Source organism: Gordonia sp. (in: high G+C Gram-positive bacteria) (assembly GCF_047606305.1).
Taxonomy (GTDB): domain Bacteria; phylum Actinomycetota; class Actinomycetes; order Mycobacteriales; family Mycobacteriaceae; genus Gordonia.
Genome location: NZ_JASGER010000124.1, coordinates 1 through 23,369, shown reverse-complemented (window position 1 = coordinate 23,369; position 23,369 = coordinate 1). Strand labels below are relative to the sequence as shown.

At 67.2% G+C, this 23,369-nt stretch carries 36 protein-coding genes and 1 tRNA gene; 1 reads left to right on the top strand and 36 read right to left on the bottom strand.

Translation table 11 applies throughout. The features are described from left to right. Positions 1-152: 152 nt before the first annotated feature. The 23 genes from QM634_RS15870 to QM634_RS15760 form a co-directional block, all read right to left on the bottom strand. Entirely contained in the window at positions 153-632 is a 480-nt protein-coding gene (locus tag QM634_RS15870; RefSeq protein ID WP_415043738.1) for a hypothetical protein, read from the bottom strand. Positions 633-744: 112 nt separating this feature from the next. Then, complete coding sequence (locus QM634_RS15865; RefSeq protein ID WP_415043737.1) at positions 745-1,683, bottom strand: hypothetical protein; 939 nt, start codon at positions 1,681-1,683, stop codon at positions 745-747. 93 nt (positions 1,684-1,776) lie between these two features. Further along, positions 1,777-2,247, bottom strand: a complete 471-nt coding sequence (locus QM634_RS15860; RefSeq protein WP_415043736.1) for a hypothetical protein — start codon at positions 2,245-2,247, stop codon at positions 1,777-1,779. 2 nt (positions 2,248-2,249) lie between these two features. Next, entirely contained in the window at positions 2,250-2,576 is a 327-nt protein-coding gene (locus tag QM634_RS15855) for a hypothetical protein (protein WP_415043735.1), read from the bottom strand. Continuing rightward, positions 2,569-2,916: a hypothetical protein gene (locus tag QM634_RS15850; protein WP_415043734.1), complete on the bottom strand. Its 348-nt coding sequence runs from the start codon at positions 2,914-2,916 to the stop codon at positions 2,569-2,571. Before QM634_RS15850 ends, QM634_RS15855 begins: the two co-directional genes overlap by 8 nt. Next, the gene (locus QM634_RS15845; RefSeq protein ID WP_415043733.1) at positions 2,913-3,296 is read right to left on the bottom strand and encodes a hypothetical protein; all 384 of its coding nucleotides are present in this window, start codon (positions 3,294-3,296) and stop codon (positions 2,913-2,915) included. Before QM634_RS15845 ends, QM634_RS15850 begins: the two co-directional genes overlap by 4 nt. Then, a complete protein-coding gene (locus QM634_RS15840; RefSeq protein WP_415043732.1) occupies positions 3,296-3,577 on the bottom strand; it encodes a hypothetical protein in 282 nt (93 codons plus the stop codon). Before QM634_RS15840 ends, QM634_RS15845 begins: the two co-directional genes overlap by 1 nt. Next, on the bottom strand, positions 3,577-4,482 hold the full coding sequence (locus QM634_RS15835) for a major capsid protein (protein ID WP_415043731.1): 906 nt from the start codon (positions 4,480-4,482) through the stop codon (positions 3,577-3,579). Before QM634_RS15835 ends, QM634_RS15840 begins: the two co-directional genes overlap by 1 nt. A gap of 10 nt (positions 4,483-4,492) precedes the next feature. After that, positions 4,493-4,867, bottom strand: coding sequence for a capsid cement protein (locus QM634_RS15830; protein WP_415043730.1), 375 nt, complete (start codon positions 4,865-4,867; stop codon positions 4,493-4,495). Between the two features lie 15 nt (positions 4,868-4,882). Next, complete coding sequence (locus QM634_RS15825) at positions 4,883-5,473, bottom strand: hypothetical protein (protein ID WP_415043729.1); 591 nt, start codon at positions 5,471-5,473, stop codon at positions 4,883-4,885. 77 nt (positions 5,474-5,550) lie between these two features. After that, positions 5,551-5,629, bottom strand: a tRNA-Tyr gene (locus tag QM634_RS15820). 89 nt (positions 5,630-5,718) lie between these two features. Further along, entirely contained in the window at positions 5,719-7,257 is a 1,539-nt protein-coding gene (locus QM634_RS15815) for a hypothetical protein (RefSeq protein ID WP_415043728.1), read from the bottom strand. Between the two features lie 40 nt (positions 7,258-7,297). After that, complete coding sequence (locus QM634_RS15810; protein WP_415043727.1) at positions 7,298-8,764, bottom strand: phage portal protein; 1,467 nt, start codon at positions 8,762-8,764, stop codon at positions 7,298-7,300. A 10-nt stretch (positions 8,765-8,774) separates the two neighbouring features. After that, positions 8,775-10,433 (bottom strand): terminase, encoded by a 1,659-nt coding sequence (locus tag QM634_RS15805; protein WP_415043726.1) that lies wholly within the window; start codon positions 10,431-10,433, stop codon positions 8,775-8,777. Then, positions 10,405-10,830 carry a hypothetical protein gene (locus QM634_RS15800; protein WP_415043725.1) on the bottom strand — a complete coding sequence of 142 codons (426 nt, stop codon included), beginning with the start codon at positions 10,828-10,830 and terminating at the stop codon, positions 10,405-10,407. Before QM634_RS15800 ends, QM634_RS15805 begins: the two co-directional genes overlap by 29 nt. Before the next feature lie 119 nt (positions 10,831-10,949). Beyond that, positions 10,950-11,264 carry an HNH endonuclease gene (locus QM634_RS15795; RefSeq protein ID WP_415043724.1) on the bottom strand — a complete coding sequence of 105 codons (315 nt, stop codon included), beginning with the start codon at positions 11,262-11,264 and terminating at the stop codon, positions 10,950-10,952. Further along, entirely contained in the window at positions 11,261-11,458 is a 198-nt protein-coding gene (locus QM634_RS15790; protein ID WP_415043723.1) for a hypothetical protein, read from the bottom strand. Before QM634_RS15790 ends, QM634_RS15795 begins: the two co-directional genes overlap by 4 nt. 319 nt (positions 11,459-11,777) lie before the next feature. Continuing rightward, on the bottom strand, positions 11,778-12,203 hold the full coding sequence (locus QM634_RS15785; RefSeq protein WP_415043722.1) for a hypothetical protein: 426 nt from the start codon (positions 12,201-12,203) through the stop codon (positions 11,778-11,780). Continuing rightward, positions 12,200-12,952 (bottom strand): hypothetical protein, encoded by a 753-nt coding sequence (locus QM634_RS15780; RefSeq protein ID WP_415043721.1) that lies wholly within the window; start codon positions 12,950-12,952, stop codon positions 12,200-12,202. Before QM634_RS15780 ends, QM634_RS15785 begins: the two co-directional genes overlap by 4 nt. Then, positions 12,949-13,197: a hypothetical protein gene (locus tag QM634_RS15775; RefSeq protein WP_415043720.1), complete on the bottom strand. Its 249-nt coding sequence runs from the start codon at positions 13,195-13,197 to the stop codon at positions 12,949-12,951. The genes QM634_RS15780 and QM634_RS15775 overlap by 4 nt, the downstream gene beginning before the upstream one ends. After that, complete coding sequence (locus QM634_RS15770) at positions 13,194-13,433, bottom strand: hypothetical protein (RefSeq protein WP_415043719.1); 240 nt, start codon at positions 13,431-13,433, stop codon at positions 13,194-13,196. Before QM634_RS15770 ends, QM634_RS15775 begins: the two co-directional genes overlap by 4 nt. 1 nt (position 13,434) lies before the next feature. Further along, a complete protein-coding gene (locus QM634_RS15765) occupies positions 13,435-13,806 on the bottom strand; it encodes a hypothetical protein (protein ID WP_415043718.1) in 372 nt (123 codons plus the stop codon). Beyond that, positions 13,803-14,099: a hypothetical protein gene (locus tag QM634_RS15760; RefSeq protein WP_415043772.1), complete on the bottom strand. Its 297-nt coding sequence runs from the start codon at positions 14,097-14,099 to the stop codon at positions 13,803-13,805. The genes QM634_RS15765 and QM634_RS15760 overlap by 4 nt, the downstream gene beginning before the upstream one ends. On the opposite strand from QM634_RS15760, the gene QM634_RS15755 reads away from it, so the two are divergent. Next, entirely contained in the window at positions 13,986-14,288 is a 303-nt protein-coding gene (locus tag QM634_RS15755; protein WP_415043774.1) for a hypothetical protein, read from the top strand. The two genes, QM634_RS15760 and QM634_RS15755, sit on opposite strands and share 114 nt — an antisense overlap. Positions 14,289-14,329: 41 nt before the next feature. Here the strand turns inward: QM634_RS15755 and QM634_RS15750 are convergent, their stop codons facing one another. The 13 genes from QM634_RS15750 to QM634_RS15690 form a co-directional block, all read right to left on the bottom strand. After that, positions 14,330-14,752: a hypothetical protein gene (locus QM634_RS15750; RefSeq protein WP_415043717.1), complete on the bottom strand. Its 423-nt coding sequence runs from the start codon at positions 14,750-14,752 to the stop codon at positions 14,330-14,332. Positions 14,753-15,005: 253 nt separating this feature from the next. Next, positions 15,006-17,270: a bifunctional DNA primase/polymerase gene (locus QM634_RS15745; RefSeq protein WP_415043716.1), complete on the bottom strand. Its 2,265-nt coding sequence runs from the start codon at positions 17,268-17,270 to the stop codon at positions 15,006-15,008. Then, positions 17,267-18,907, bottom strand: coding sequence for a DNA cytosine methyltransferase (locus QM634_RS15740; RefSeq protein WP_415043715.1), 1,641 nt, complete (start codon positions 18,905-18,907; stop codon positions 17,267-17,269). The genes QM634_RS15745 and QM634_RS15740 overlap by 4 nt, the downstream gene beginning before the upstream one ends. Next, positions 18,904-19,188, bottom strand: a complete 285-nt coding sequence (locus tag QM634_RS15735; RefSeq protein ID WP_415043714.1) for a hypothetical protein — start codon at positions 19,186-19,188, stop codon at positions 18,904-18,906. Before QM634_RS15735 ends, QM634_RS15740 begins: the two co-directional genes overlap by 4 nt. Next, positions 19,185-20,378, bottom strand: coding sequence for a hypothetical protein (locus QM634_RS15730; protein ID WP_415043713.1), 1,194 nt, complete (start codon positions 20,376-20,378; stop codon positions 19,185-19,187). Before QM634_RS15730 ends, QM634_RS15735 begins: the two co-directional genes overlap by 4 nt. Continuing rightward, positions 20,375-20,602: a hypothetical protein gene (locus QM634_RS15725; protein ID WP_415043712.1), complete on the bottom strand. Its 228-nt coding sequence runs from the start codon at positions 20,600-20,602 to the stop codon at positions 20,375-20,377. The genes QM634_RS15730 and QM634_RS15725 overlap by 4 nt, the downstream gene beginning before the upstream one ends. A gap of 107 nt (positions 20,603-20,709) precedes the next feature. Further along, entirely contained in the window at positions 20,710-21,306 is a 597-nt protein-coding gene (locus tag QM634_RS15720; protein ID WP_415043711.1) for a hypothetical protein, read from the bottom strand. Between the two features lie 69 nt (positions 21,307-21,375). After that, positions 21,376-22,131 (bottom strand): PD-(D/E)XK nuclease family protein, encoded by a 756-nt coding sequence (locus QM634_RS15715; protein ID WP_415043710.1) that lies wholly within the window; start codon positions 22,129-22,131, stop codon positions 21,376-21,378. Beyond that, positions 22,128-22,442: a hypothetical protein gene (locus QM634_RS15710; RefSeq protein ID WP_415043709.1), complete on the bottom strand. Its 315-nt coding sequence runs from the start codon at positions 22,440-22,442 to the stop codon at positions 22,128-22,130. Before QM634_RS15710 ends, QM634_RS15715 begins: the two co-directional genes overlap by 4 nt. Continuing rightward, complete coding sequence (locus tag QM634_RS15705; RefSeq protein WP_415043708.1) at positions 22,439-22,738, bottom strand: hypothetical protein; 300 nt, start codon at positions 22,736-22,738, stop codon at positions 22,439-22,441. Before QM634_RS15705 ends, QM634_RS15710 begins: the two co-directional genes overlap by 4 nt. Then, positions 22,735-22,989, bottom strand: a complete 255-nt coding sequence (locus QM634_RS15700) for a hypothetical protein (RefSeq protein WP_415043707.1) — start codon at positions 22,987-22,989, stop codon at positions 22,735-22,737. Before QM634_RS15700 ends, QM634_RS15705 begins: the two co-directional genes overlap by 4 nt. After that, positions 22,986-23,174: a hypothetical protein gene (locus QM634_RS15695; RefSeq protein WP_415043706.1), complete on the bottom strand. Its 189-nt coding sequence runs from the start codon at positions 23,172-23,174 to the stop codon at positions 22,986-22,988. Before QM634_RS15695 ends, QM634_RS15700 begins: the two co-directional genes overlap by 4 nt. 8 nt (positions 23,175-23,182) lie before the next feature. Further along, on the bottom strand, positions 23,183-23,369 hold a 187-nt coding region (locus QM634_RS15690; protein WP_415043705.1), incomplete at its 5' end, for a hypothetical protein.

The window sequence follows — 23,369 nt, the reverse complement described above, 5'->3', positions numbered from 1 at the left end:
ACAGGCCACGTAGCGGGCACCCAGGGGGATTTCGTCGAGGTAGTCGATGAGGTCGCGCCAGTCGCGTTCGCCGCGCAGCCAGTCGTTGAGGTCGAGCTGGTAGTACTGGCGCAGGTCGGCGCGAACTGCTGCCCCGTAGCCTCCGATGAGGTCTACGAGGCGTTCGAGCCCCCCGGCACATCAACGACTCCCTTGCCGCCGAAGTGCTCGATGACCTTGATCGCCAGGCCGAACAGCAGCTCGTCGCTGTCGGGGAACTGGTCGAACGCGATCAGGATGCGGTGCAGGTCCATTGGCGAGGAGTAGGCGATGAGGATGTCGGGGATGACGGCCATGGCCTCGGCGTTCTGGGTCGCCAGGTTCAGGCGGGACACGTAGCTGATCATGCGGGTCAGTTCGACGCGCTCAGACAGGGTGGCGGGCACGGCGAACACGACGTCGTTTTGGTTGCCGTCGCCGATCTGGTCGGCGGTGACGATGTACGGCGGGTAGCCTTCGGCGTCTTCGTCGGCGCGAACCCCGGCGCCGTGGGCGCGGGCGCGGAACTCGTCGAATGCCTTCTGGTGGTCGGCGGCACGCTGGGTGGGGGTGCGCTTCTTCGGGGTCTTCTTCTTGGGGGCGGGTGCGGACATGGGGGTGTTCCTCTCGGGTTTGAAGATGGTCTCGGGATCTCGGGTCTCGGGGTGGAGGGGGTGGTTCCCGTCCGCGCCCCGAGAAGTACGCGGACGGGAACCGATCAGGGGGTCAGGCAGCCGCGACGGTGACCGACGGGCTGGTGCCGCCGGTGAGTCCGCTGCCGGACGCGGTGAGGGTGCCGCCGTTGGGCAGGGTGACCGTGAAGGGTCCGCCCGCCGATCCGGTGACGGTGACGTTGCCGGCGCCGACGCTGGACAGGGCCTCCAGGGCGGTCTTCACCGCCGAGTTGGTGGCGTTGTAGGCGATGCCGCTGGTGGTCTGGCCGCCGACGGTCAGGGTGAACGTGCCGCCGGACGGGGTGCCGCCGATGGTGACGGTCCACTTCGACTGGGTGCCGGCGTAGCCGAGGTCGGCGGCCATCGACGCCCAGCCGGGGCCGTCGATGCCCATGTCGTACATGTAGTCGCCGTCTTCGAGCATGGCGAGGCTGATGTCGCCCATCGACTCGGCGTCCATCGCCAGGTTGACCTCCGAGCCCTTGTCGGTGCCCGTCTTGCCGACGTGCCACCACTGCCAGATCGGCTCGCCGGTCTCGTCGTTGGAGTCCTCGCCGAGCATGAAGATCGTCCAATACTTCGGGCGGGTGCCGGCCTTCTTGGTGGCTCGCCAGCCGCCGGTCGCGGTGGTCTGGAAGGCGCCAGCGTCCCAGTTCTGCTGGATCATGTAGGCGATCTGGCGGGCTTCCTGCGGATGGAAGTTCAGGGTGCCTTCGTCGGTGTCGATCAGCCGACGCCGCGGGGCGCGGGCACCGTAGCCCTCGATCGGAGTGAGCTTGGTGTCGCTGGAGAACTTCGCGCCGTCCTTCTTCGCGATCTCGCCGACAGTGAGGAAGTCGGCGAGTGCGCCGGTGACGATGCCGTTCGCATCGAACAGCGGGTCGGGACAGGTGACGCCCTTGACCCACGGCTTGGCGAGGATCGCCAGGTCCTGTGCGACCAGTACGCCGGTGTCCTGGGCGTCCTTGTAGATCTGTGCCTGAGTGGCCATCTGAATCTCCTTCAGAGTGATGAGTTGCCCAGAGGTGGGCATGACAAAATGCCGCGGCCTCCGGGCGAGACAGCGGACAATCAGGGGTTGTGGTTAGTGGCGTTTGCCGGTGGCGAGGGTGAACGTGCCCTGCACCAGGCGGTCATCGGGATCGGTGAACACCAGCTCCTGCTGGGTCTCCGACACGTGGAAGCCGCGGATCGGGGTCGACGACCCGTCAGCGCGCGGCACCGGGCCGCCGTCGCGGTACTTTTCGCACAGCACGTCCGACAGGAACTCGAACGTCTGCATCGACACGTCTCGCCGACTGGCGAGAACTTCCAACTGGATCGGTGTGTACCGCAGCTTGCGTTCAAACAGCGCGCCGGGCATGGCATGTACACGGACGATTGCCTCGCCCCGCTCGATGCGGGCCTCGGCCCCGACCTCGCTGCCCCCGGCTCGGGGGAGCCAAGTGCAGGCGTAACCACCCGGGTTACACCGGTCGAGTTCGAGCTGCACCATGTCGACGACGACGTCCTCGGCGGGCCACCATGCGGGTTGGTAGTCGTTCGGGAACTGCACGATCAGTCCAGGTGCTTGAGGGTGTTGCGGAGTTCGTCGAACCCGTCGCGGCGCACTCCCTGCTCGGACGTGTAGCCGAACTCGTGGGATGCCGCATACGGTGCGTCGACGGTGACCCGACCGACCCAACGGTCACCCTTGGCTCCGCCGATGACGGTGGAGTGCTTGGCCGAGCGGGCGAGCCGGCCGGTGCGCTTGGCGACCAGCGCCTGGTACACCATGGCCGCCTCGCTGGCCTTCCTCGACACGAGGCGCCGGCATTCGGGGCCGGTGAGCCACTTGCCGAGTCCTTGGTAGCCGTACTTGGCTCCGACCTTCACGTCATGCACCGGACACCTCCCGCAGTCGGACGAGCTTGTAGCCGTAGTCGGTGCCGGTCATCGGATGCACCTGATCCCACATCGGCTTGCCGAGGAGGCTGAAGGTGCGCGATCCGATCTCGACCTTGTCCGAAGCGACGATGTCGGCGGCTCGTGGCACGTACAGGTCGACGTCGGTGACCTGTACGTCCTGGAACTGCTGGTTGGAGACGGTGGCATTCCAGTCGACACCGCACTGGGCGATGTCGTGGTCGGCGTCGTCTCCGATCGGGTCGCCGTGTCGGTTGGTGCCGGCGCGGCGGACCACGGTGACGGTCTCGCCGAACGGGAGGGTGAACGGGGTGCTCACATGCCCTCGCATTCCATCGACGCGGCACCGGAGGGGCGCCCGTCGAGGGCGTCGGACTCCTGGCCGGTCAGGTACAGGTTGCCCTCGGGGTTCGCGTAGGCCACCTGGTTGGTGGCGGTGAACGGCCCCATCGTCGCCGTGGACTGCTGGTTGGCTTGTCCCTCGTGCTGGTCGGCGAGCATGGCCCGCTTGACCATCGCGCACGAGATCATCGCCGGCACTCCGGCATCGACGACACCCGAGTTGATGCGGGCATCCAGGTCGGGGAACCACGTACGCAACCACAGCGCAGCATCCTCGAGGAGGACGTCGGCCAGGGCCTCGTCAGCGAGGGCCGGCCACCGCTCCTTGAGCTGTGCTGCGGTTGCGTACGCGGCCATCAGTCCTCCGACTTGCGCGGTCGACCCTGGCGACGCTTCGGCTTGTCGAGTTCAGCGTTCATCTCGGCCAACACCTCGCGGGCATCAACCACAGCCACATTCAGGTCGACCTGCGCCGACTCCTGTGCCGCCATGAGCACGTTGAACTCGTCGAACCGCTTCACATCGTCGGGATGCACCAGCACCTCGACGCCGCTGTCTGCGCGGCGGGTCCGCCCGGTCGGGTCGATGTAAGCCATCGACCCGACCGCGACGGTCCGCTTCACACCCTCGTCAGCCATCAGGCAGCGAGACCGGTGATCTTCAGCGCGTTGTACGGGTTGGTCACCGCGAACACCGGCCGGATCGACGTCTGCACGATCGTCGACTCGGTCGAGTCGTCACGGTAGGTCACCGTCTTGAGCGCCTGCTCGTAGCGGACCTGGCCGACAGTGCCCTCCTGCACCGCGTACGCGGTGCCGGCGGCGACGACGTTCGACACGGCCGACGCGAAGCCCTGCGACTGCAGCCACGCCGCGGCGTCGCCGTAGATGATCGACAGGTTCGCGTACTCCTGCGGGTTGAGGACCAGCAGGTTGTACTCCGAGCCGAGCTCGTTGACCAGACCGCGCTTGCGGATCTCGGCGAGGTCGGCGGCCGGCAGGGCTGCCTTGTTCTCGGTCGAGATCGTCAGGGCGGTGGCATCAGCCCACGAGGTGCCGGTGATCTGCACCGGCGCGCCGACGGCCGCGATGCTCGCGTCGAGCTCGGCGAGGGCACGCTGGTGCAGCCACCGCTGGACATCGTTACCGAGCTTGACACCCTCGGACTGGATGACCGACATGTCGTTGCGGTCGCGGGCCTCGTCGGTGACGCGGAACTTACCGCCGAACTTCTCGACCTGGGCGGTCTTCGGCTCAGGACGGTCGAACGTCACCTCGGGGAACTCAGCACCGGGCGCAACCTTCTGGCCCCCGCGGTTGGGGAACACGTCGTTGCTGGTGAGCTGGGTGTACACGAGGGAGCCGCCCGAGACGCCGCCGCCGTTGGCGAAGATGCGCTCGGCGAAGTAGCCCTTGAGCGCCAGGTCCGACAGGTAGGCGTTGATGCGGGTGGGTTCCTTGAGCATCAGGTCGACGGTCAGGCTGTTGCCCGACACCGACGCCGATCCCAGCGGGTACTCCTGCGAGTAGTAGGTGTTTGCCATGATCGTCTCCTCAGAGGTCCAGTGCGATCAGCACGTCGTTGTTGCTGGTGCCGGCCGAGACGGCGGTGCCGACGGGCTTGCCCGATGCGAGGGCGACGGCCTTGCCGCCTGCCCCGACCTCGACCTCTGCCCCGGCAGCGATGGTGCCGCCGGCGGTCACGTTGACGATTCCGCCACGCAGGATCGCGCCGACGTCACCGTTGGCGATGTCGCGGGCGGCGACGCCGAACGCGTGGACGCCGGCACCGGCGGGTGCGGCCTTGATCTGTCCGTCGGCGTCCGGGGTTGCCGAGACGGCGACGAACGTCTTGCCGGTCACGGCTGCGGTGGTCTTGACGGTCACGTCAGCCCCCGGCCGGAACAGCGGCTTGGCTTCGTTAGCCATGGTGTTTCCTTTCGGTTACTGCGCCTTGGGCGTGACCCAGTGCGCGGGATAGGAGTTGTCCACCGCGGGCGGTGGGGTGGGTGAAGCTCCGGGCTTCAGTGATTCCACCGGCCGCCGGGTGGGCGGTTTGGCGGGATCGTCCTCGACGGGCGTCGAGGCAGACTGCACTCGGGCGGCGAACTTCTTGGCGCGCGCTTCCTTCTCCTCGAAGGAGCCCTCGCCGATGAACTCGATGTCCTCGTCGGTGAGCTGGTAGCGGGCGGCGAGGAGTTCGGTGTCGCGTTGTGCGAGGAGTTGCTGCAGGTCTGCGTTCTCGGCCTTCTGTCGGTCGAGGTCGCTCATGTTCTTGCGTTCCGCCTCCTGGGCGGCCGCGACGAGCGGTTCCTGATCCTTGAGTCGAGAGCGGAGGTTCTGCGCCTCGCGCTGCACCTTGTCGAGCTTCTTGCGCACCCAGTCGGGCAACGCTTCCTGCTCGTCCTTGTCGGCCTCCGGGGCCGGGTCGGTCGTCGGCTGTTGCTCGTCGCCCGGGGTGGGGTCAGCGGGTGGCTGAGTCTCCTCCGGCGGGGTCGCAGTAGCGGCGGGTGCGGTGGGGTCGGGTGCGGTCATTCGGGGCCTCCTGGGCCTGTCGAGGGGGTGTTTCTCGGGTGTCCCACCGCCACCTGGGCGGGGAAGAATTCGTGGAGTGGGAGTGGCAGGGATCGAACCTGCCGTGCTTTCGCGCCGGATTTACAGTCCGGTTGACGCACCAGCGTCGTCACTCCCGCGCGTGTAGACTTGGCAGCGCAGGGTTCCCCCCCGCTTTAGCCTTGAAATAACAGGCCGTCAGAACGAGCGGGCAATGGGGCCCTGCTTCATTTCTCAAGGTCGATTTCAACCAACGACGCGCCCGAGTCAGACATGACCCACAACCTCTTGACTGCGTGGCCCGGTTGACGAACGTTGTACTTCCGGAGTTGGTCGCGGAGCTTTTCCTGCAGCTTGTGCGGGCCTAGATCAATCAGGAAGTGATCCTTCTGGATGTCTTTGCCGCCGGCGCGTGCATCTTCCGCTTGCTCCGTACTGCGCCTGAGATGGTTGCGAATTGAGGGGTACCTGGCGCGAGTCGCCTTCGTGTCGACCTCGATCCCACCCATCGAATCCCACCTGAAGTCATTGGTGGGCCGTCCACGCTCTCGGGCAAACCATTCCAAGTGCTGCTCGCGACCAGCAAGGCGTTCGAGGGTTTCGATCTCGTGTTGATACAGCTGCTCACCGTTGCGCTCGAAGGGCAGCGCTCGTTGTCGTTGTACCCGCTCCTCTTCGGACCATTTCTCCGCGCGGTGCGGATGGACGTAGCCAGGACCGTGGCCGCTCCACGGCTCGTCGGGTTCGTCGAATCCGGTGCGTCCACCGCCGCCGTCCTTGCCGCCGTCATCGCCGCCAGAGCCTCCCGCAACGCCTGCCTGCGCGCGAAACTCGTCGAGCTTCTCGCGCTGCCACTTTGCCGCCGACGAATCACCGCGGCCCTCCGCCTCGAGCTTGGCCAGCGACGCCTCGAGGACACGAACCTGGTTGGCCGCGAACGCCTCATCCGGTGCCGACCGTGCAACGCGAGTCGGCTTCCGATCAGTCTTGTTGCCGACGCTCGGCGATCCGCTCCCTTCTCGAAGGTCGTCCAGGAGTTCCTGATGGGTCCAGCCCTCACGGTCGGCGCGGTCGAGTTCTCGGCGCATCGCCCGCAGTGCCGCGTCGCCGCTGTACCCCTTGGTCGCCTCGGTCCACAGGTCCTCGGCGCGCTCACAGGCCTCGCGGCCCTCCCAGTCCTGACCCTTGCGGACCAGCACCGCCCGACAGTCGCAGAAGTCGTGGAACGACTTGCCCGACCGTGCACCCTTCGATGCGATGGTCGCGGACTTCTCTGACCGGTAGTCCGGGCCCCGGGAGGCCAGCATCACGCAGAACGCGCAGTTCTCCGCACCCGACAGGACACGCGCCCAACCAACCTCGTCGCCGTGGCGCTCGGCGGTGTCGAAGACGGCATCCCGGCCAGCAGCATCAGCATGGCGCGCCAGGCGCGCACCGAGCTGCCCGGTCACGGTCACCTTCGACCGGCGGGTCACCTGGTCGAGGTTGTCGTCAACGGTGACCCGCACCCGCGGCTTTCGCGGTTCGGTGACGTCGGCGAGGATCTGCTCGATCGCCTGCGGCGTGTACGGCCGCAGCGGCGCCGGTTCGATTCCCGGCGCGGTGTGCGCCATGTTCCGCACTGCCAGCACGTACGACTGGCGGCGGGCGTGTTCGACCTTCGGGTAGGCGATCCGCGCGAGCCGCGCACGCTCTTCCTGGGTGGCCGGCACCCCGAACTGCTGCAGCAGCGACGTCGCCAACCGCACCATCGTGCGGGTGATCAATCCCTGCGCGTACAGGTACGCGGCGAGGGACAGCCCCGCGCTACTGGCCGTTGTCGGTGTTGTCACCGGTCATCGCGACGTCGGGGACCGCAGGGGCCTCGTAGACCTGGGCGAGCGGATCGGTGTCGGCACGCATCTGCTTGGCCCGGTTCACCGTCTCCCGCGTCCAGCCCGGAATGAACTCCCACAGGAACTCGTCCGGGACGCCCAGCATCTGGCCGAGCTTGCCGAGGGCATCGACGGTCGCCGCATACGAGCGGGCAGACGCATCGCGCCACTTCACCTCCGACGCGAAATCCGACGCCGCAGCGGTGTCGCCCTCGATGAACGCGGCCAGCCGGAACGCCTGCTCGTGGGACTCGCCGAACGAGGTCGTGATCTCGTCGGACTTGCGTTCCTTCGCCGCCTCCAACGCGGCCAGAGTGGTATCGGAGATGTTCGACACCTTCGTCAAGCCGAGGGCGTGCGGCGGCAGTTGGCCGATCGCGGACATGTCGAGCAGCCCGGAGTCCTTCGACTCGATGTAGCGGGTCAGGTCCGTCTCGTTGAGCTCGCCGACCTTCACGTCGTTGTCGGCGAACGTCCAGACGTTGTTGGCCTTCATCTTCAGCGCGGTTTCTTCGGACTTGGCCGTCCAACCGATGATGTAGCGCTGCTTGAACGCGGCGAAGTACTGGGCGACCAGCATCCCGAAGGTGGTCTCGTTGATGCGTGCCTGCACCGCCAGCAGCGGTTCGATGATGCCGAGCTGCTCCTCACCGTCGAGGAGGACCCGGTCGCGGTACCGCACGATCGGGCACACGCCGATTCCGTGGTGGCGGGACTCGATGTAGCTGAAGTTCTCGGCCCGCAGGTAGCTGGGATCGGTCCAGCCGAGTGTCGAGTGGGGCTGGGACTTCACGCCGATGAAGTGGACGTCCTGCTCGTCGTAGAGCCGGATCATGTTGCCGTTGATCTCCAACGCGTGCAGCGGCCAGTCGTCGTCGATCGGGCCGCCGACCTTGGGATCCCACACCATGCGCTCGCCGTACACGGCGGTCATCTGCCGCGGCGACGCCGGATTCCAGAACACCTCGGCGCCCGTCGCCTCCTGGCCGGGAGTCAATGCCGGCAGGACGGCGGCGTAGGCGACGCCATAGTGCAGGGCCGACCGGTGCAGTCCGGTCTGCCGCGCATCCATCTGGTTGCGCTGCCACCACTTCCACGGCCCGGCATCCTTGCCGTCGGACGACAGATAGTTGTCGACCTTCATCACCTGGCTGAAGGTGTCCAACACCAGCGGCAGGAAGTTGGTCTCCGACCGGGCCGCCATCCGCTTGACCGCCGGGCGGGCATCCGAGTCGACGGGCACCGAGCACACCGACTGCTGCACCGGGATGTCCTTCTCGGTACCGGTGAACGGCATCGTCGGCGACAGCGCCGCGTTCAGGGCATCCAGTCGACGGGCCTCGAAGGCGCGAACCTGGAGCAGGTTCTGTGCGAGGTCGACGGCATCACGAGATTTCACGCGACCTCCTTCAGATCGAGAAGAACGCGGCCTCGCCGGTGCGTTCCGCGGGTTGCTTGTCGAGCGCGAGTCGGTACAGCATGCGGGCGCCGATCATGCAGACGGCGGCGTCGATCTTGGCCGGCGAGTTCGGCGACTCCTTGCGAACGCTGATCCCGTAGCGGCCGTCCCGGCGGCGCGCGTTGCCGACATGGCGCCGCAGAGCGGGGTTGCCATCGTGGCTGAACTTCGCCTCGGCGATCTCAGCCTCGACGAGCTCACAGGCCATCGTGAAGTCGTAGTCGTGCGAGCGCATGTCCCAAGCGATCGGCTCGGGCTGCTTGCCGCCCGGTACCGCCCACACCGCGAGGTCCTCACGCCACCGCTGCGGCCACGTGATCTTCGCGAACGACTCCCACTCGCGAACATCGGCGAAGAACGCGATCACCGTGAACCGGTCGAACGTCCGCTGCACTGCGGCGTCGACCGCCTCGACGTCAACCGACACGACCTCGTCGCTGTCGTGGCTGTTGCCGGGCGACCACACGCCGACGGTGAAGACGTGGCCGTCGCTCATGCAGCAGCCGACCAGCGCCGTGTCGTCGCGCGTCTTCGACCCGTCGAAGAACAGGACGACCTTCTCGCCGTCGACGAGCGGCCGGACGGGCTCGTTGCGGCCGTCAGCGGCCATCACGTCCCACGCCTCGGGTTCGCACCACGCATCCATCGGGGCGGTCGGCCGGTTCAGGTACTTGCGTTTCGAGTCGTCCAGGCGGGCGTTCTTCGACCAGATGCGGGTGATCGTCGCGTCGATGTTCGCCCACGGACAGTCGGCGTACACGAACTCCAGCGCCTGCCGCAGCGACTCCTCGTCGGCCAGGTCGGTGTCCGGCGGCGCGATCCGCGCGTCGTACAAGACCTTCTTGTCGTTGCGGGTGACGCCGTCCTCCTGGTCCACCCACGTCTCGTAGGAGTCCTGGGCGACCGATCCGACGTCGGGCTTCCACGCGTTCGACGTCTCCAGCATGCGGTTGCCCGACTTCGTCAGGTTGTCCAGCAGCGTGGCATGAAACTCGGGGCCGTTGCCCGCCGGCAACCAGTGCTCGGTCTCGTCGGCCACGATGAACGTGGCCTCCGCACCCTCGGCGGTGGCCGACGACGACGTCAACACCTGCAGCGATCCCTCGGGCAGCATGTTGTAGCGGGTGCGGCCCGGGTCGAGCTGGTAGTCGGTGACCAAGCGTGAGCCCTTGCGGGCCATCGCCCGCACCATGCGCATCGTGTTCTCGGTCTGCGCCTCGGCGACTGCGGCGATCTGCACCAGCGGCATGTTCACCGGCCGGCCGACGCATCCGCCCGGCGCCTTCGGATCGAAGTCCAAGAGGCGGACCGGTGCGCACAGCTCGACCAGCGCCGTCGCCGCAGCGAACGGCGACTTGCCTGAGCCCTTCGCCAAGCGTCGCACGCCGTGGTAGTACAGCCACGACCCATCCGGGTCGACCGCGTACCACCACAGCCAGAAGCGGGCCTGGTCCGGTGTGCACTGCCACCGCTCCCCCGAGCGGATCCCGTTCGGGTGCCGCAAGTACTTCGCGGCCCACCGCAGCGCCTCCCAGCCCAGGGTGAGTTCGGGAACTCCCTCCGGGAGGGTGACCAGGCGGCTAGCCGCCGAGTTGGCGGCGGTACTCATCGAGCGACGCCACAGCGGCGTCCTCGTCTGGATCGGTCGTCGCCTTGTTCAGCTCGATGCCGATGCGACGCTTGTCGGCCGGCGACACCAGCAACGCACCCAGCCCGGACTGGACCGCGGCCCACGCCTGCGCGCCGGGGCGGCCACGCGCGATCGTCGAGTTGATGTAGAAGCACTCCAGGCGCGCACGCTGCCAGTCGGCCGCCGAGAAGAACTTCCCCTCAACCGACGTCGACAGCGCCTCGTACAGGTCGACCACCATCTGGTGGCAGTCGTCGATGCCCAGCGGCGGAGGAGCCACAGCCTGCCCGGCCACGACCGCGTCGGCCGCGCCGTACGACTTCGGCTTGTTCGCACGACGTCGCTGCGACGCCTTCTTCGGTGCAGGTCCAGGCATGAGGCACCTCCAGGGTGATCTCGAAGTGACCAGACCGCCGGGGTCTGGGATCGACCTTGTATCCCGTAGCCGACCCCAGGCGCTATGCACACCGGGGCCGGCGAAGGCAGGGGTCGGGGTTACACCCCACCTTGGGGTTTGAGTCCGGGGTGGGGTGGGGTCGGTCGGTGTCGCCGGGCGTGGCGTGCTGCGATGCCGGCCGCGCGTTCGCGCGCGGTCTTACGGGCGTGACATGGCTGGCAGAGAGTGACGAGGTTGTCCAGGTCGTCGGCGCCGCCAGTGGCACGGTTGTGGACGTGGTCGGCGTGGAGAGTGCCATCACCTCTGGTGCCGCGATAGCCGCATCCTTGGCAGGTGTAGTGGTCGCGCTTGAAGCATGCTCGTTGTAGCCGGGCGGGGACGCTGCGGGTGTTGCTGTGGCCGTCCCAGGTCATTGGCCGTGTGCCGCCTTGACGTCGGCCAGCTCGGCGCGGCCGCGTCGGGTGTTCTTGTACGTCCAGCGTCGATGGCAGACCGGGCATCGCCAGGTGATCATGGTGCCGAGGCGTCGCATGAGGTCAGCGATCCAGTGGCCGTGGCGTGGGTCGAGGATGATGAGGGCTGCGATCGCGGCGAGTGGCCAGTGCATCGTGTTCCTCCTCGATGGCCTGGGCGTAGGCGCGGCGTGCCTGTTCGATGCGGGCTCGGCGGAAGCCGATGCGGTTGATGATCGCGAGTGCCAGGTCGATGAGGAACACAGCTGGTACCTCCCGACTGGAAGTAGGTGCCCGCGCGCACTGCCAGATCGTTCGGCTCTCAAGGTGTGCGCTGCCTGCGTAGAACCGCTTCCCCTCTGGGGCGCGCGGGCGGGGTACCCGGGGAATCAGGAGACCCGGGTACGACAAAGGGCGGGGGTGTCTTTCACACCTCTCCGCCCTAGCGGGCTTAGCTTAGCACAAGGGGGGTGGTCAGGCGGTGGTGTTGTGGCCTCGGCGTTTCCACTCGGTGATGTTCTCTTGCTCCTCGTCGCGTTGGAGCTTCTCGTTCATCCATTCGCGGCGTTGACGCTTGAACTCGGCCGGGTCGGCTATGCGTAGCTCGGCCCATCGTTGACACTGTGGGCACACGTCTGGGTCGGCGGTGTCGAAGGGCATGGGCAGGATGACGCGGACGATGCGTTCGCACAGTGCGGTGTAGGTGCCTGACCATTCCGAGAAGACCACGCTGCGATTGTTGTCGAGGTGGGCGTGACGTCGGTAGACGCGATCTGGTTCGAGGTCGAGTGCGTGAACTGGGCCAGGTTCTGCCGGGAGCACAGGGTCTAGTCCGTGGTCGACGGGGTCGCGGGCGAGGTCGTAGTGGCGCAGTGCTGCTCGTGTGTCGGGAGTCTTCACGCGGCTCCTCCTTGCCGGTTGATCAAGTCTATCGCGTCACTCATGTAGAAGCGGGGTTCCCCGACGGTGGTGGCGGGGATGAGTCTGCCGCGGCGGATCCAGTTGCGGACACGTTCGTAGGCCACTGGTTGGCGGGTGACGATAGACAGGGCTGAGGCGAGCTCGTGGGCTGGGTACAGGCGTGTGGAGATTTCGTCGCGCATCTGCTGCTGCATCTGCTGCACGTCGCATCGGATTCCGCAGCCGTCGCAGGTCTTGTGGAGTTGGCCGGGGCGGACGTAGACGCCATCGCATGCGACGCCTTGGAGGTCTGATTGGCAGGGGCCGGCGAACTCTGGTTGCTTTGCCTTGTCGACTGCGGCGATGGCGCGGTTGATCGCTTGGTCGATGTCGCGGTGCGCGCGTTGGCCTTCAGGGAGTTTGGCGAGGTCGATCAGGTGCCAGTCCAGCCACTTGGCGTAGTGGTCAGCGCGGCCGCTGCCAGGCCAGTCGAGGTTGGCTAGGGTGCAGATCTCTTCGACCCAGTAGCCGAGGGTGTCGAGGAGGTGGTGGGCTGCTTGGCTGGCTCGGTCGTTGAATACCAGGGGCGTTTCGCCGGGTGCGCGCACTGCCGCAGACTCGGACATAGCCACTTCGCGGCAGATCGCGGTATCCAACTCGGTGGTCAGCCATATAGGGATTTGGCGGAGCCGATCGGAGAGTGCTCGCCGATCGGCTCGACTCAGGAACAGGTCGTCGACTTCGGTCATCGGGTGTTCTCCTTGCGTAAGCGGCGGACTTCGGCGATGAGGTAGCGGATGAGGATTTCAGGGGTCCACTGGGTTTCGGTCAGCCATGTCCCCCACTCGTGGCAGATCTCACCGGTCGGGCCGGACAGGAACGCGAGGGTTTCCAGCAGGGTGGTCTTACCGGTCGCCTCGTCGACGTCGAGGGAGGATTCGATGGCGCCGAAGGTCAGCTCGAGGTCGAGCAGGCGAAGGTCGGTTGGGGTCATCGCGACCTCCCGGTGCGGGTGTATCCGGCTCGACGTCGGGCGGCGCGGTTCTTCATGCGGGGCCGCAGTGTCAGCCGCGCATGCCCGCGGCGGTGGCTGTCGCGGCAGAACTTGCGCCAGGTGCGGGCGTCCACGATGTAGGCGAGCACGGGCAGGTCCCAGGTGCCCGTCCATGCCGGGTTGGGTGTCACGTCCAAGGTGCACGGGGGATCGACCGACAGTTCGGTGCTGCTCATCTCAGTCCTCTTCGATTCGGTCGCCGCGCAGGATGGCGATGAACTCGCGGACGGTCATCGTCACCCACTGGTCGAGTGGGTCGCCCTTCCCGTGCCGTTTGTGCGCCACCACGCCCACAAGGGCATCGTCATTGCCGCGTTCGACCTCGGCCTCGCGCATCCATCCGGCCAGGTCGATTCGGGCGCAGTTCTTCGCTTCCACCACGATCCGCTTGCCGTGGAGCCGTAGGCCCGCGATATCGCCTCGGTCCTTGGCGCCTGAGCGGGCGCGGCGCTCGATTCTGTCGTCTTCGAGTGCTCGGGCTAGGGTCTCGGCGATTTCGCGCTCAAAACGGCTCCCAGCCGATTTGGCCGACTTGCGATTGCGGGTCATACTGGCGCACCTCCACGCTTGGCGTGACCGTGCCTCCATTGGGCGCGCAGATGATCCGCATATGCTTGATCGGTCGCCCGCCGATGCCGACGCTTGACGTTGCCTCTACGATTCCATTCCTTCATGCAGATCGAACAGCCACGACGCCCGTCGGGGCGCAAGACCAAGAACTCGGCGGAATGTCCATTGCGGCATTGACCGATGGGCCAGTCCTCGACTCCTCGTCGGGCATTCTCAAAACGGCTGAGCAGACGCAGGTGCTCTACTTCGATACATCGCCGGTTCTTGCACATGTGGTCGACGGTCTGATCATCGGGAATCGGTCCACGCTTGGCGATCCACGCGACTCGATGGCCGAGCATGACGAAATGCTCCCCGTCTTCATTCCATCCAACCTGGGAGTACCCCGCACTCATCGGGGCATATCGACTTACAAGACATCCGTCAGCGGTGCGGTCGGCGTGATCAAACAACCGATCTAGCACTCGTGCGGGGATTTTCGTTGTGACACTCATGGACGCTCCTAATAATTCGGCTGGTCGTGTTCGGTTGTCGGCGTATTCGGTTGTGGGTTCTCGTGGCCGGCCAGCGGCAGACGCAGCTGCTCGGGCCAGTCCTGGCCGCAGCGGTGCTCGGCGTGAACGGTCTCGGGTCGTTCGGGGAATGGGCCACGTCGGTGGAATTGGTCGCGGCGGCGGAAGCGGAGTTCGCGCCGGAGGTAGGTCGATAGGCCGAGCGCGGCGGCGGCCATCTCGCCGATCTCGTTGAGTGGTCGGCCGTCGAGGATGGCGAGGATGCCTTCGGTCCAGCCGATGAGGATCGGGGCGTTGCAGGTGCGGCAGGCGCCGATCTCGAAGTCGGAGTTGTGGGCCGCTCGGTTGGCGCGCTTGTGGGCCGCTGTGCGCTTGACGGTTTGGCCGCAGGTGGCGCATTTCGGGGTGCTCATAGCGCCGCGCCTGGGTGTGCAAAGTTATCCACAGGTAGGGGTCGCTCGGGGTGGTAGGACATTTGTCCTACTTGTCCTACCTGTGTTCTATCCCGGAACGCTCTCACCTGCGTATATATATTTTCTCTATAAAATAGATGACCACCCCATACTACTTTCACCTGGGCTTTTACAGATTTCCATTTTTCGGGTAGGACAGGTAGGACATTTGTCCTACCCAGGTAGGACAGGACTTCTGCCTGTGGATAACTCGTCATTTTCCGGCCTCCTTCGGCAGACTGACCCGCTTGTCGCTCGGGTCGTAGAGGACGGCCATTTCGACGATGAGCTCGCCGAGTGCGGCGGGTGCGACGTCGCGGTCGCGGGAGTTGATCCGGTTGAGGAGCTTGCCCTCGGTCATCGTCCGGCCGTCGGCGCGATCCAGGGCTCGCAGGAGGTTGCGGCGTACCCGGTCGATCTTGATGCGGTCGACGGTGGTGTCGCGGGCGTCGGCGGTGATGCCCATCTTCTTTCCGTAGGCGATCGCCTCGGCTTCGGCTGCCTTGGCGAGGTCTTGCTCGACCTGGCGTCGGGTGCGGTCCGACATTTCCATCACGACGCCCGATAAGTCCCAGTCCTCGATCGTCATGTCGCTGCGGCCTTCGAGGACGGCCAGGGCGGCGGCGACCTTCTCGCGGGTGAACAGGGCGTGCCCGTCGAGGGCGTCGCCCTCTCCCCTGGCCCGGGCGATCGCGTTGTCGCGGATGATGTCGGACACCTGATTCGGGACGTGGAACGTCGCGACAGTGTTGCCCCAGTTCTCGCGCGGCAGGAGCTGCGGCGGGAAGTCGGGCTCCTCGATCGTGATCGTCCCGATGCGCGGGTCGGTCGTCGGCAGCCACACGAAGCGCTGCGGGGTGCCGCCGTCGGCCTCGTCCAACAACGCCCTCGCGCGGCCGGGTTGCACGCCGACGTACATGGTCGCGCGGTACTGGTGGGCCGGGATGATGACGGCCTTGTTCGGGTCCGCGTAGCCGAAGCCCAACGCTTCGCCCGAGTACATCGAACGCAGCGCCGGCATGAGGGTGGAGCCGAGTCGGGATCCGAGTCCGGCGATGGTGTCGACTTCGTCGACGCCGAATACGGCGGCCTGGCGGATCAGCTCGACGTGATGGCGGCCATCCTCCTTGACCGCGCGGCCGAAGGTCTTCACCAAGCCTTCGCCGCTGCCAAGTTTGGCGGTGTGCGTCTGGGTCGGCAGCACCGCAGCCGCGACTGATGCCGACGCGCCCTTGCCCGAGCCGGACGGCCCGACGAGGGCGACGAACAGGTTCAGCGAGCCCGGGCCGCCGACGATGGGCGGCAGGGTGATCCAGGGCGGCACCGTCGCCAGTGCGCGGCACAGGACCACGCCGAGCGCTGACCAGGGCGAGGTGTAGCGGCCGTGCGCCCAGGCGTAGACCGTCGCCAGTGTTTCGCGAGCTCCCCAGAACGCGGCGTCGAGGTCGGTGAGCTCGGCGGCGCGGTCCTCGGGCGGCGGCCCGGGATCCTCGGCGGCGGGTTCTTCGCGGGCGGCGACGATCTCGCTGGCCTGATCGAGGTCGATCTCGACGCTCGGGGTGGCCTCGATGAGCTGCAGGCCGCGCTGGTTGGTGATCATGCGGACGAACTCGCTCTGCGCTTCACTAGTAGTCCGGCCCTGGCCGGGTCGGCTGACGACGTTGACGAAGGCGCCGCCGAGGGACGACAGCGCATCGGCCACGCCGGGCTCGCCCTGCTCGGCGAAGCGCAGCAGCGCGAGGGCGTGGCGCATGGTGGTGTCGTGGCGCGAGTCGGGTGTGGCCTCGAGGTCGCAAATGGCGCGGGTGAGGCGCTCGCTGACGCGGCCACTGGGCGGGCCGGCGGGCATGCGGTCGATCACTTGCTGGATGTCGATTTGGCCGGATAGCTCGACGTCGCTGCCCTTGGCCGCCAGGGCGTCGAGCCACCGCGGCGGCAGGTCGGGCAGGCCGGCGACGTTCGGCAGCTGCGCGCGCTGATCGGCCTCGTCCAGCCAGCGGTATTGCTGCCCGCTGGGGTGGATGGACGGCCAGGCGATCGCGTAGCGGTGGAAGTACTGCACGATCTCCACGTCGCCCAGGTGCTCGTCGGGAAAGCTGAGCACGGTTCGCAGTCGCGTCCCCTCGGGCACCCGGTAGAGGCGGATGCCCGACTGGTCATCGTCGCGACTGGTGGTGCGCACCGTCGCCGGGAGCTCGCCCCAGAGCTGTTCGGCGTGCTTGAGGGTGAGCCCGCCCTGCTTGCCGTCGTAGTGGTCGACGTCGATGCCGATGACGGTCGGCGGCATGCGAAGGGCGAGGTTCCCGGTTGGGTAGTCCTCGCCCCACGCGATGATGTCTGGATAGCTGGGCACTTCGCCGCTGTAGCCGGTGCGCCCTGGTGGTGGGCTTTTCTTCTGGCCGCGGGGCAGCGGGAGCGGGCATTTCCAGCCCAGGGTCCAGTATTCGAGGGCTGCGGTGCCGTATCCGTCGGTGGTCATGCCGACACCGCCACGACGAGCAGTGACCGCAACGCTGTGGCGGCCTGCTGTGGCACGACACCGTTGCCGAGGGCTTTCAACTGCTCCGCCCGCGACAAGCCAGGCACATCAGTGACCCACCCGTCGGGGAGGCCCATCATCCACTCGCAGAAGCGGGCAGACAGGCGTGGACGCCCGTTCTTGTTCGGTTCGGTCGGGTCGGGTGCGGGTCGGGTTATGGACTCCCAGCGTCGTATGGCGGGGCCGTACTTGCCCCACAGGTCGTCGTCGAGAACCGCATCAATGACCTGGTTGCTGTGCCCGATGCGACTGGCGGTGGAGCTCCACCCGCCAGTCGCATCGGATGCGTTCGGCGTGGGAAAGTGGTGAGTCACTGCGCCAAGATCGGGAGTGTGACGTGCCCGCTCAGACGGGCAGCCTGAGCGCTTGCTGTCCGATGCTTTCGGGGTAGGCAGGGTTTGCACTGCGATCGACAGCGGCATGCCCATGCCGTTGCCGTTGCCGACGCGGGCCTTCACCTCGTCGCGGCGGGCGAGCCAGGTCTCGGGGGTCTCGCCGTCGTTCGGGTTGCATGCGGCCGGGGTGGGCAACACGACTTCACCCTGGGTTCGGGCGTCGTCGATCCGTTCACCGCCGAGCGCGTACGCGGTTTCGGTGGTTGAGGCACCTCGCGCCGCCCGCGGCGTCGGTAGCAGTGTCTCGCCGACGACCTCGGACAACGAGCCATTTCCGGCGGCGACGTGCCGAGCAGCCCCCGGAGAGCCCATCGTCATTTTCGCCTCCGATGCCCGAGGGGTTGGCATGCACGGATCGGCAAGTTCGCGGACCGTGCCCGGGAGTGTCGACTGGTGTCCAGCGGCGTTGAACCGGACTACGGGAAGTGCTGCGTGACCGCCGACAGGGGTGGGCTCTTGCGGTTCGCCTGCGCCGGGTTGTCCCGCGCCTTCTCGCTGTCCGTCGCGGTCGGTGTCGGCAGCATTGCCTTCACCTCCGCGCCCAGGTTGCGGGCGTGCCCGTTCCCCGTCTCGGGCTGAGTGACCGGCGTCGGCAGGCTCGGCGATGATGAAGACGCGTTCACGGTGGTGGGGTGCGCCAATGGCGGAAGCTCGTAGAGTCGTCCACCGCGCGTCATACCCGATGTCGGCCAAGTCTCCGCATACAGCTCCCGCTGCTCGGAGAACAACAGCATCTGATCGGTCTCCCAACACATGCGGATCGGGTTCCACGTCGCTATCGGGGGGGGTCTCAGGGTCATCAGGGTTCCTCACAGCAGGGGTGGACAGGAGGCCGCGCACGTTCTCAATGACGACGTAACGGGGCCGCAGGGCAGCGATCGCCACGCGGAAGTGCGACCACAGGCCAGAGCGGGTTCCCTCGGCCATGCCGGCGCGTCGGCCGGCCGCTGAAACATCCTGGCAAGGGAAGCCGCCGCACAGGATGTCGACGGGCTCGACCTGGGACCAATCGACTGCGGTGATGTCGCCGAGGTTCGGCACACCAGGCCAGTGTGCGGCGAGCACTTTCTCGGGGCCGGGTTCAATCTCGACATGCCATGCGGTGCGCGCAGCGAACACTTCCTCCACCGCACAATCGAGACCGCCGTAACCGGAGAACAGCGACCCGAGCGTGGGCGTCATCGGCTGCCCGCCTTCGGCTCCCACACGACTAGAAGGTCACGGTCGAGGTGGTCGGCGACGTGGTCCCAGGCGTACCCGTTGACCAAGTAGGCCGAGCCGTCACGCTCGTCGACGAGGACTGTGCCGGAAGCGAGTCGCTCACGCTCGGCCGCGGTGCGGACGGTGCGCCGTGCCGTGGCTTCGCGCAGGCGCACGACTTCGCGGGCCAGGTCGTAGATCAAGCCGTCCTGCGCGGCCGCGCGGTGCTTGCGCGCGAGGAACTCGTCGTACGTGGTCGTCATCGGGCCGCCTGCCCGCTGATGCCCATGAGCAGGCACTGGATTCCCTCGTCGCCGTCGTCCCAGTTCGCATTGCAGTCGCCGACGACGGGGCTGATGTGGACCGGCTTGGTCGGGCTGTCGGTGAAGCGCAGACGGGCGGGCTCGCCGACGGTGGCGAGGATCTCGCGCAGGGCCGCCGGGTTGACGGTGAAGTCGATCCGGTCGCCGTCGAAGGCCATCGGGGCGACCTCGTCGACCAGGGCGCCGTCGACCGACAGCGAGATCGCGTCGGGCTCGAAGCGGATCCAGAGCGGCTTCTCGGCGACGGCGGCCGCTCGGCGTACCGCCTCGGCGAACGTCTCGTCGACGTCGACCGCGGTGACGTGCTGCCGCTCGAACAGATTCCGCCACGCCGGATAGGGCATATCGAAGGTGCTCACGGTCGAGGTCACGGTGATCTGGTCGCCGGTGGTCCCGGTCAGGCCGACCAGGCCGCCTTCGGTGTGGATCTCGATCGACTCGCTGCCGGACATCGGCTTGAGCACGCCGAGCAGCTCGTCGGCGATGATGCGCACGTCGAGGACGTACTGCGGCGACTTGTTGACATCCGGCGGTGCGGACGTCCATCCGACGGTCGTGGTCGCGATGACCTTGTTCTGCAGCGCGGTGATGCTGAGTCGGTCGGGGTTCTCCTCGACCAGGGAGACGCACTCCTTGATGGTGCGGGCGTTGGACTCCTTCTCGGCGGCGACCGAGATCGCCGTGACCGCGTCGATGAGCACATCGGCCCCGATCGTGCCGACGAGGTGCTCGGCCACGGCCGGGATCTTCGGGAAGTCCTCGACGTCCATGACCGGCAGCGTGAACACGGTCTTGCCCGCGCGGATCGTCATGACGGTCGATGAGATGCTCAACTCGAGCGGGGTGCTCTTGGGCGCGACCTTGACGACCTGGGCGAGGAGCTTGCCCGACACCGCGAACCGAACCGGCGCGGTGATGTGCGGCTCGGGAGCCGCGGGCAGGCCGGCGGTGGCTGTGGTCGAGCGGTCCCAGTCGTAGGTGGCCACGCTCAGGCGCTGGCCTTCGGGGTCGGCGGCGATGACCGCGGCGCCCATGATGGCGGGCTGGGGGCGGGCGGGCAGCGAGGCCAGACCCGCGCTGACGAGGTTCGCGAAGTGGGCGACCTTGATTCCTGTGGCGAAGGTGATCACTCGGCCACCCCTTCGGTGAGGCCCAGCGGGATGAGGCCGGCGGCCTGCATCTGCTCGACGGACAGGATGAACACGGGCGTGTTCGCCGTCGCGGGTGGATGGTTGCCGGTCGCGAGTGCGGTCGTGTCGATGACCACCTCGCTCGCGGTCGTGGAGCGGATGAATCCCTCGGCGAGTGCGCAGTCGCGCAGCACCGCTTCGATGGGGTCGGACGTGTTGGGCATGAGATTCCTCGGGGAAGTTGAAGGAAGTAGGGAGGGTGCAGCCGGGGCGGGCGGAAGGGAGTCAGAAAAGGACCCGCCCCGGCTGCGGTCAGGTGGTGCGCAGGTGGCTAGCCGACGGCGGCGAGGAATCCCCGCTTCTGCTCGTCGGACATGCCCGCCCACACCTGCGGGTTGGCCTTCGGCGGGCACACCGACAGATCCGGCTCACCGGCCGGAGCCGGAGCCGCGGCGACGGGGGTGGCCGAGCCGCCGAACGCGGCGGTCGCCGAGTCCAGGGCCGAGTCGATCGCGCCGCCGAGGGTGAACTCGTACTCGTAGTCCTTGTAGGTGTACGAGCCCGACGGGCCGCCCTGGCCCTCGCGCGGGCCGAGGTACTTGGCGCGCACGAGCGTGCCCGGCTTGAGGACCTCGCTGGCCTTCTTCGCCCCGGCCTTGGCGATCGCGTCGTTGAAGCGGTCGCGCTGCTTGCCCCAGGTCTTGATGTAGAGCGTGCGGATGTCGTCGTCGCCGAAACGCAGACGGATGACGATCTGCATCTTCGGGTCGCCGGACTTGAACACGGCCGGGTTGCCGGTGTCGGGATCGGTGGCCTGCTTGAGCTCGGCGTCGATGACCGGCGCCGTGTACTCCTCGCCCGGCTGGCTCTCCTTGTTGAACACGCTCTTGCCGCCGGAGAGTGCGTTGTCGATGTCGTTGAGACTCATGGCTTTTCCATTCGTTGATTCGTTGATGTGAGGTATGGAGTTGTCGGGTGTTCAGTTGTGTCGTCTGGGTCAGCCGCCGGCGCACTCGTGCGGGCCGGTCGGCTGGGGCCGATGGAACGGGCAGTACTCGCACTGCAGCGGCGTTGTCGGAAACAAGTCGAATCGCTCGGGGTGCTCGACCGCGCGCAGGTCGTCGACCATGAGCAGCAGCGCCTGGACGCGGTCGATGGCGGCCTCGGCACGGTCGCGGTCGTAGGACTCCTCCCACACGACTGCGCCAGTGGAGAATCCCGCCCGCGGCAGGAACACGATGCGGACCTTCTTCGGCTCGACGCCGAGGGTGCGCTCGCAGCCGAGTGCGTAGACGTGCGCCTGGGTCCGGTAGAGGATGCCGGGATCGTTGTCGCGGCGGACGTCGGTCATCTTCCGCGCGCCCGCAAACTTCCAGTCGATGACGGCGTCGTCGTGCAGGTCGTAGCAGTCCATCGTCCCGGCGAACGCCTCGGCCGGGTGCAGCGGCGACACCTTCTGCTCGATGAGAAAACGCTGCCCGTAGGTCTCGTTGTAGGCCGCCAGGGCCTGCTCCATCAGCGAGTGCCCCGCACTGCCGAGGAGACTGGGCAGCGGGTCGCCGGCCGAGGCGTTGCACCGCGGCGCGTCGGCCAGGGCCAGGGCCATCTTCTTGTCGCACGGGTGGCCGAGCTCGGACGGGCCGAGGCGCGTCTGCAGCGAGCGCGGCCGCGAGTCGGAGAACTCGCGCAGCATGCCGATGAGCTCGTCTTTGAAGGTCGGCGCGATCGCGGCGTCTAGGGCGTCGAGGCTCACTGCGCGTCCTTGTCGGCCTCGACGAGGCGACAGGCGAGGACCTCCGGCGGCTGCCAGCCGTGAGCTATGAGCCAGTTGGCAACCTCGACACCGCGCAGCATGTTGGCCCTGGGATTCACCGTCAGACCCGGAAGGAGTGGACTGAACTGCGAGCCGAGGTCTCGGAGGAGGATGAACACCTCTTCCTCGTCCTTCTGGCGCCCGACGTAGAGGTCGGCGATGTGCGCGAGGCCGTCGGCCTGCAGCCGCTCAATCATCGTGGCGAGCGTGTTGTGATCCGAGCCGAGTCCGTCGAGCTTGATCCGCTTCATCGCGCGTCCTTGAGGACGAAGCGACGCGTCTCGGTCGGCTTGGAGTACAGCTCGTACACGACGGGCTGAGCCTCCTTGAGTGCTCGAGCGTCCAGGCGGTTGGACTTCACGGTCTGCCAGGTGACGACCTCCTGACCGTTGACGGTGCCCGCGTCGTGTCCATCGCCGAGTTCGGCCTCGATGACCGCGCGCGCCTCGGCCTCGACGTCTTTCCAGTAGGCGAGCATGCTGCGGGCGTTGCGCAGCTTGTTGAGGGCGTTTTCGCCCTCGTCGGACAGTTCGATCGGGTTGGTCATCGCAGTCGTGCTCCTGATTCGATTCGGTTGATGACGGTGTCGATGCGGCTGGCGTACTCGTGGAGCGCACCGGCGCGGTGGAGGTAGATCGCCGACTCGGCGTCGTCGGGGTCCATTTCGGTGAACAGCTGCAGGTCCAGGCGGGCGCGGTTGCGCATCGCGTTGCGGATTGCCCTGATTTCGTCGAGCTGGTGCAGCAGGCGCGGCGCGCGTCCGCGGTGGTCGGCGAGGGGGACGACGTTGTCGCTCATCGGACGACCGCCAGCGGCTCGGTGGGCCAACGCTCCTCAACGTTGTCGAGGACGCGCCGCAGGTTCATCGACGGCCAGCGGGTGCGATCAGGGTGCGGCCGGTGCAGTCCGCGGCCACACTCGGACTTGTCGAGGTAGATGAAGACCTCGCCGGTGTTCTCGCGGATCACAGCGCCGTTAGGCATCTGCCGGGTCATCGTGCGCCTGCGATTCGCACGAGCGCGTCATCGACGGCAGCCGGGTCGATGTCGACGGGCTGGTCGCATCTGGCCAGTTCGCGCCACCGGTCAATCGCGTTGCCCGTGAATTCGATCAGCGCCAGGCCGGCGGCGGACTCGGCGGCGGACCGGGCGGCGGACTCGGCGGCGGACCGGGCGGCG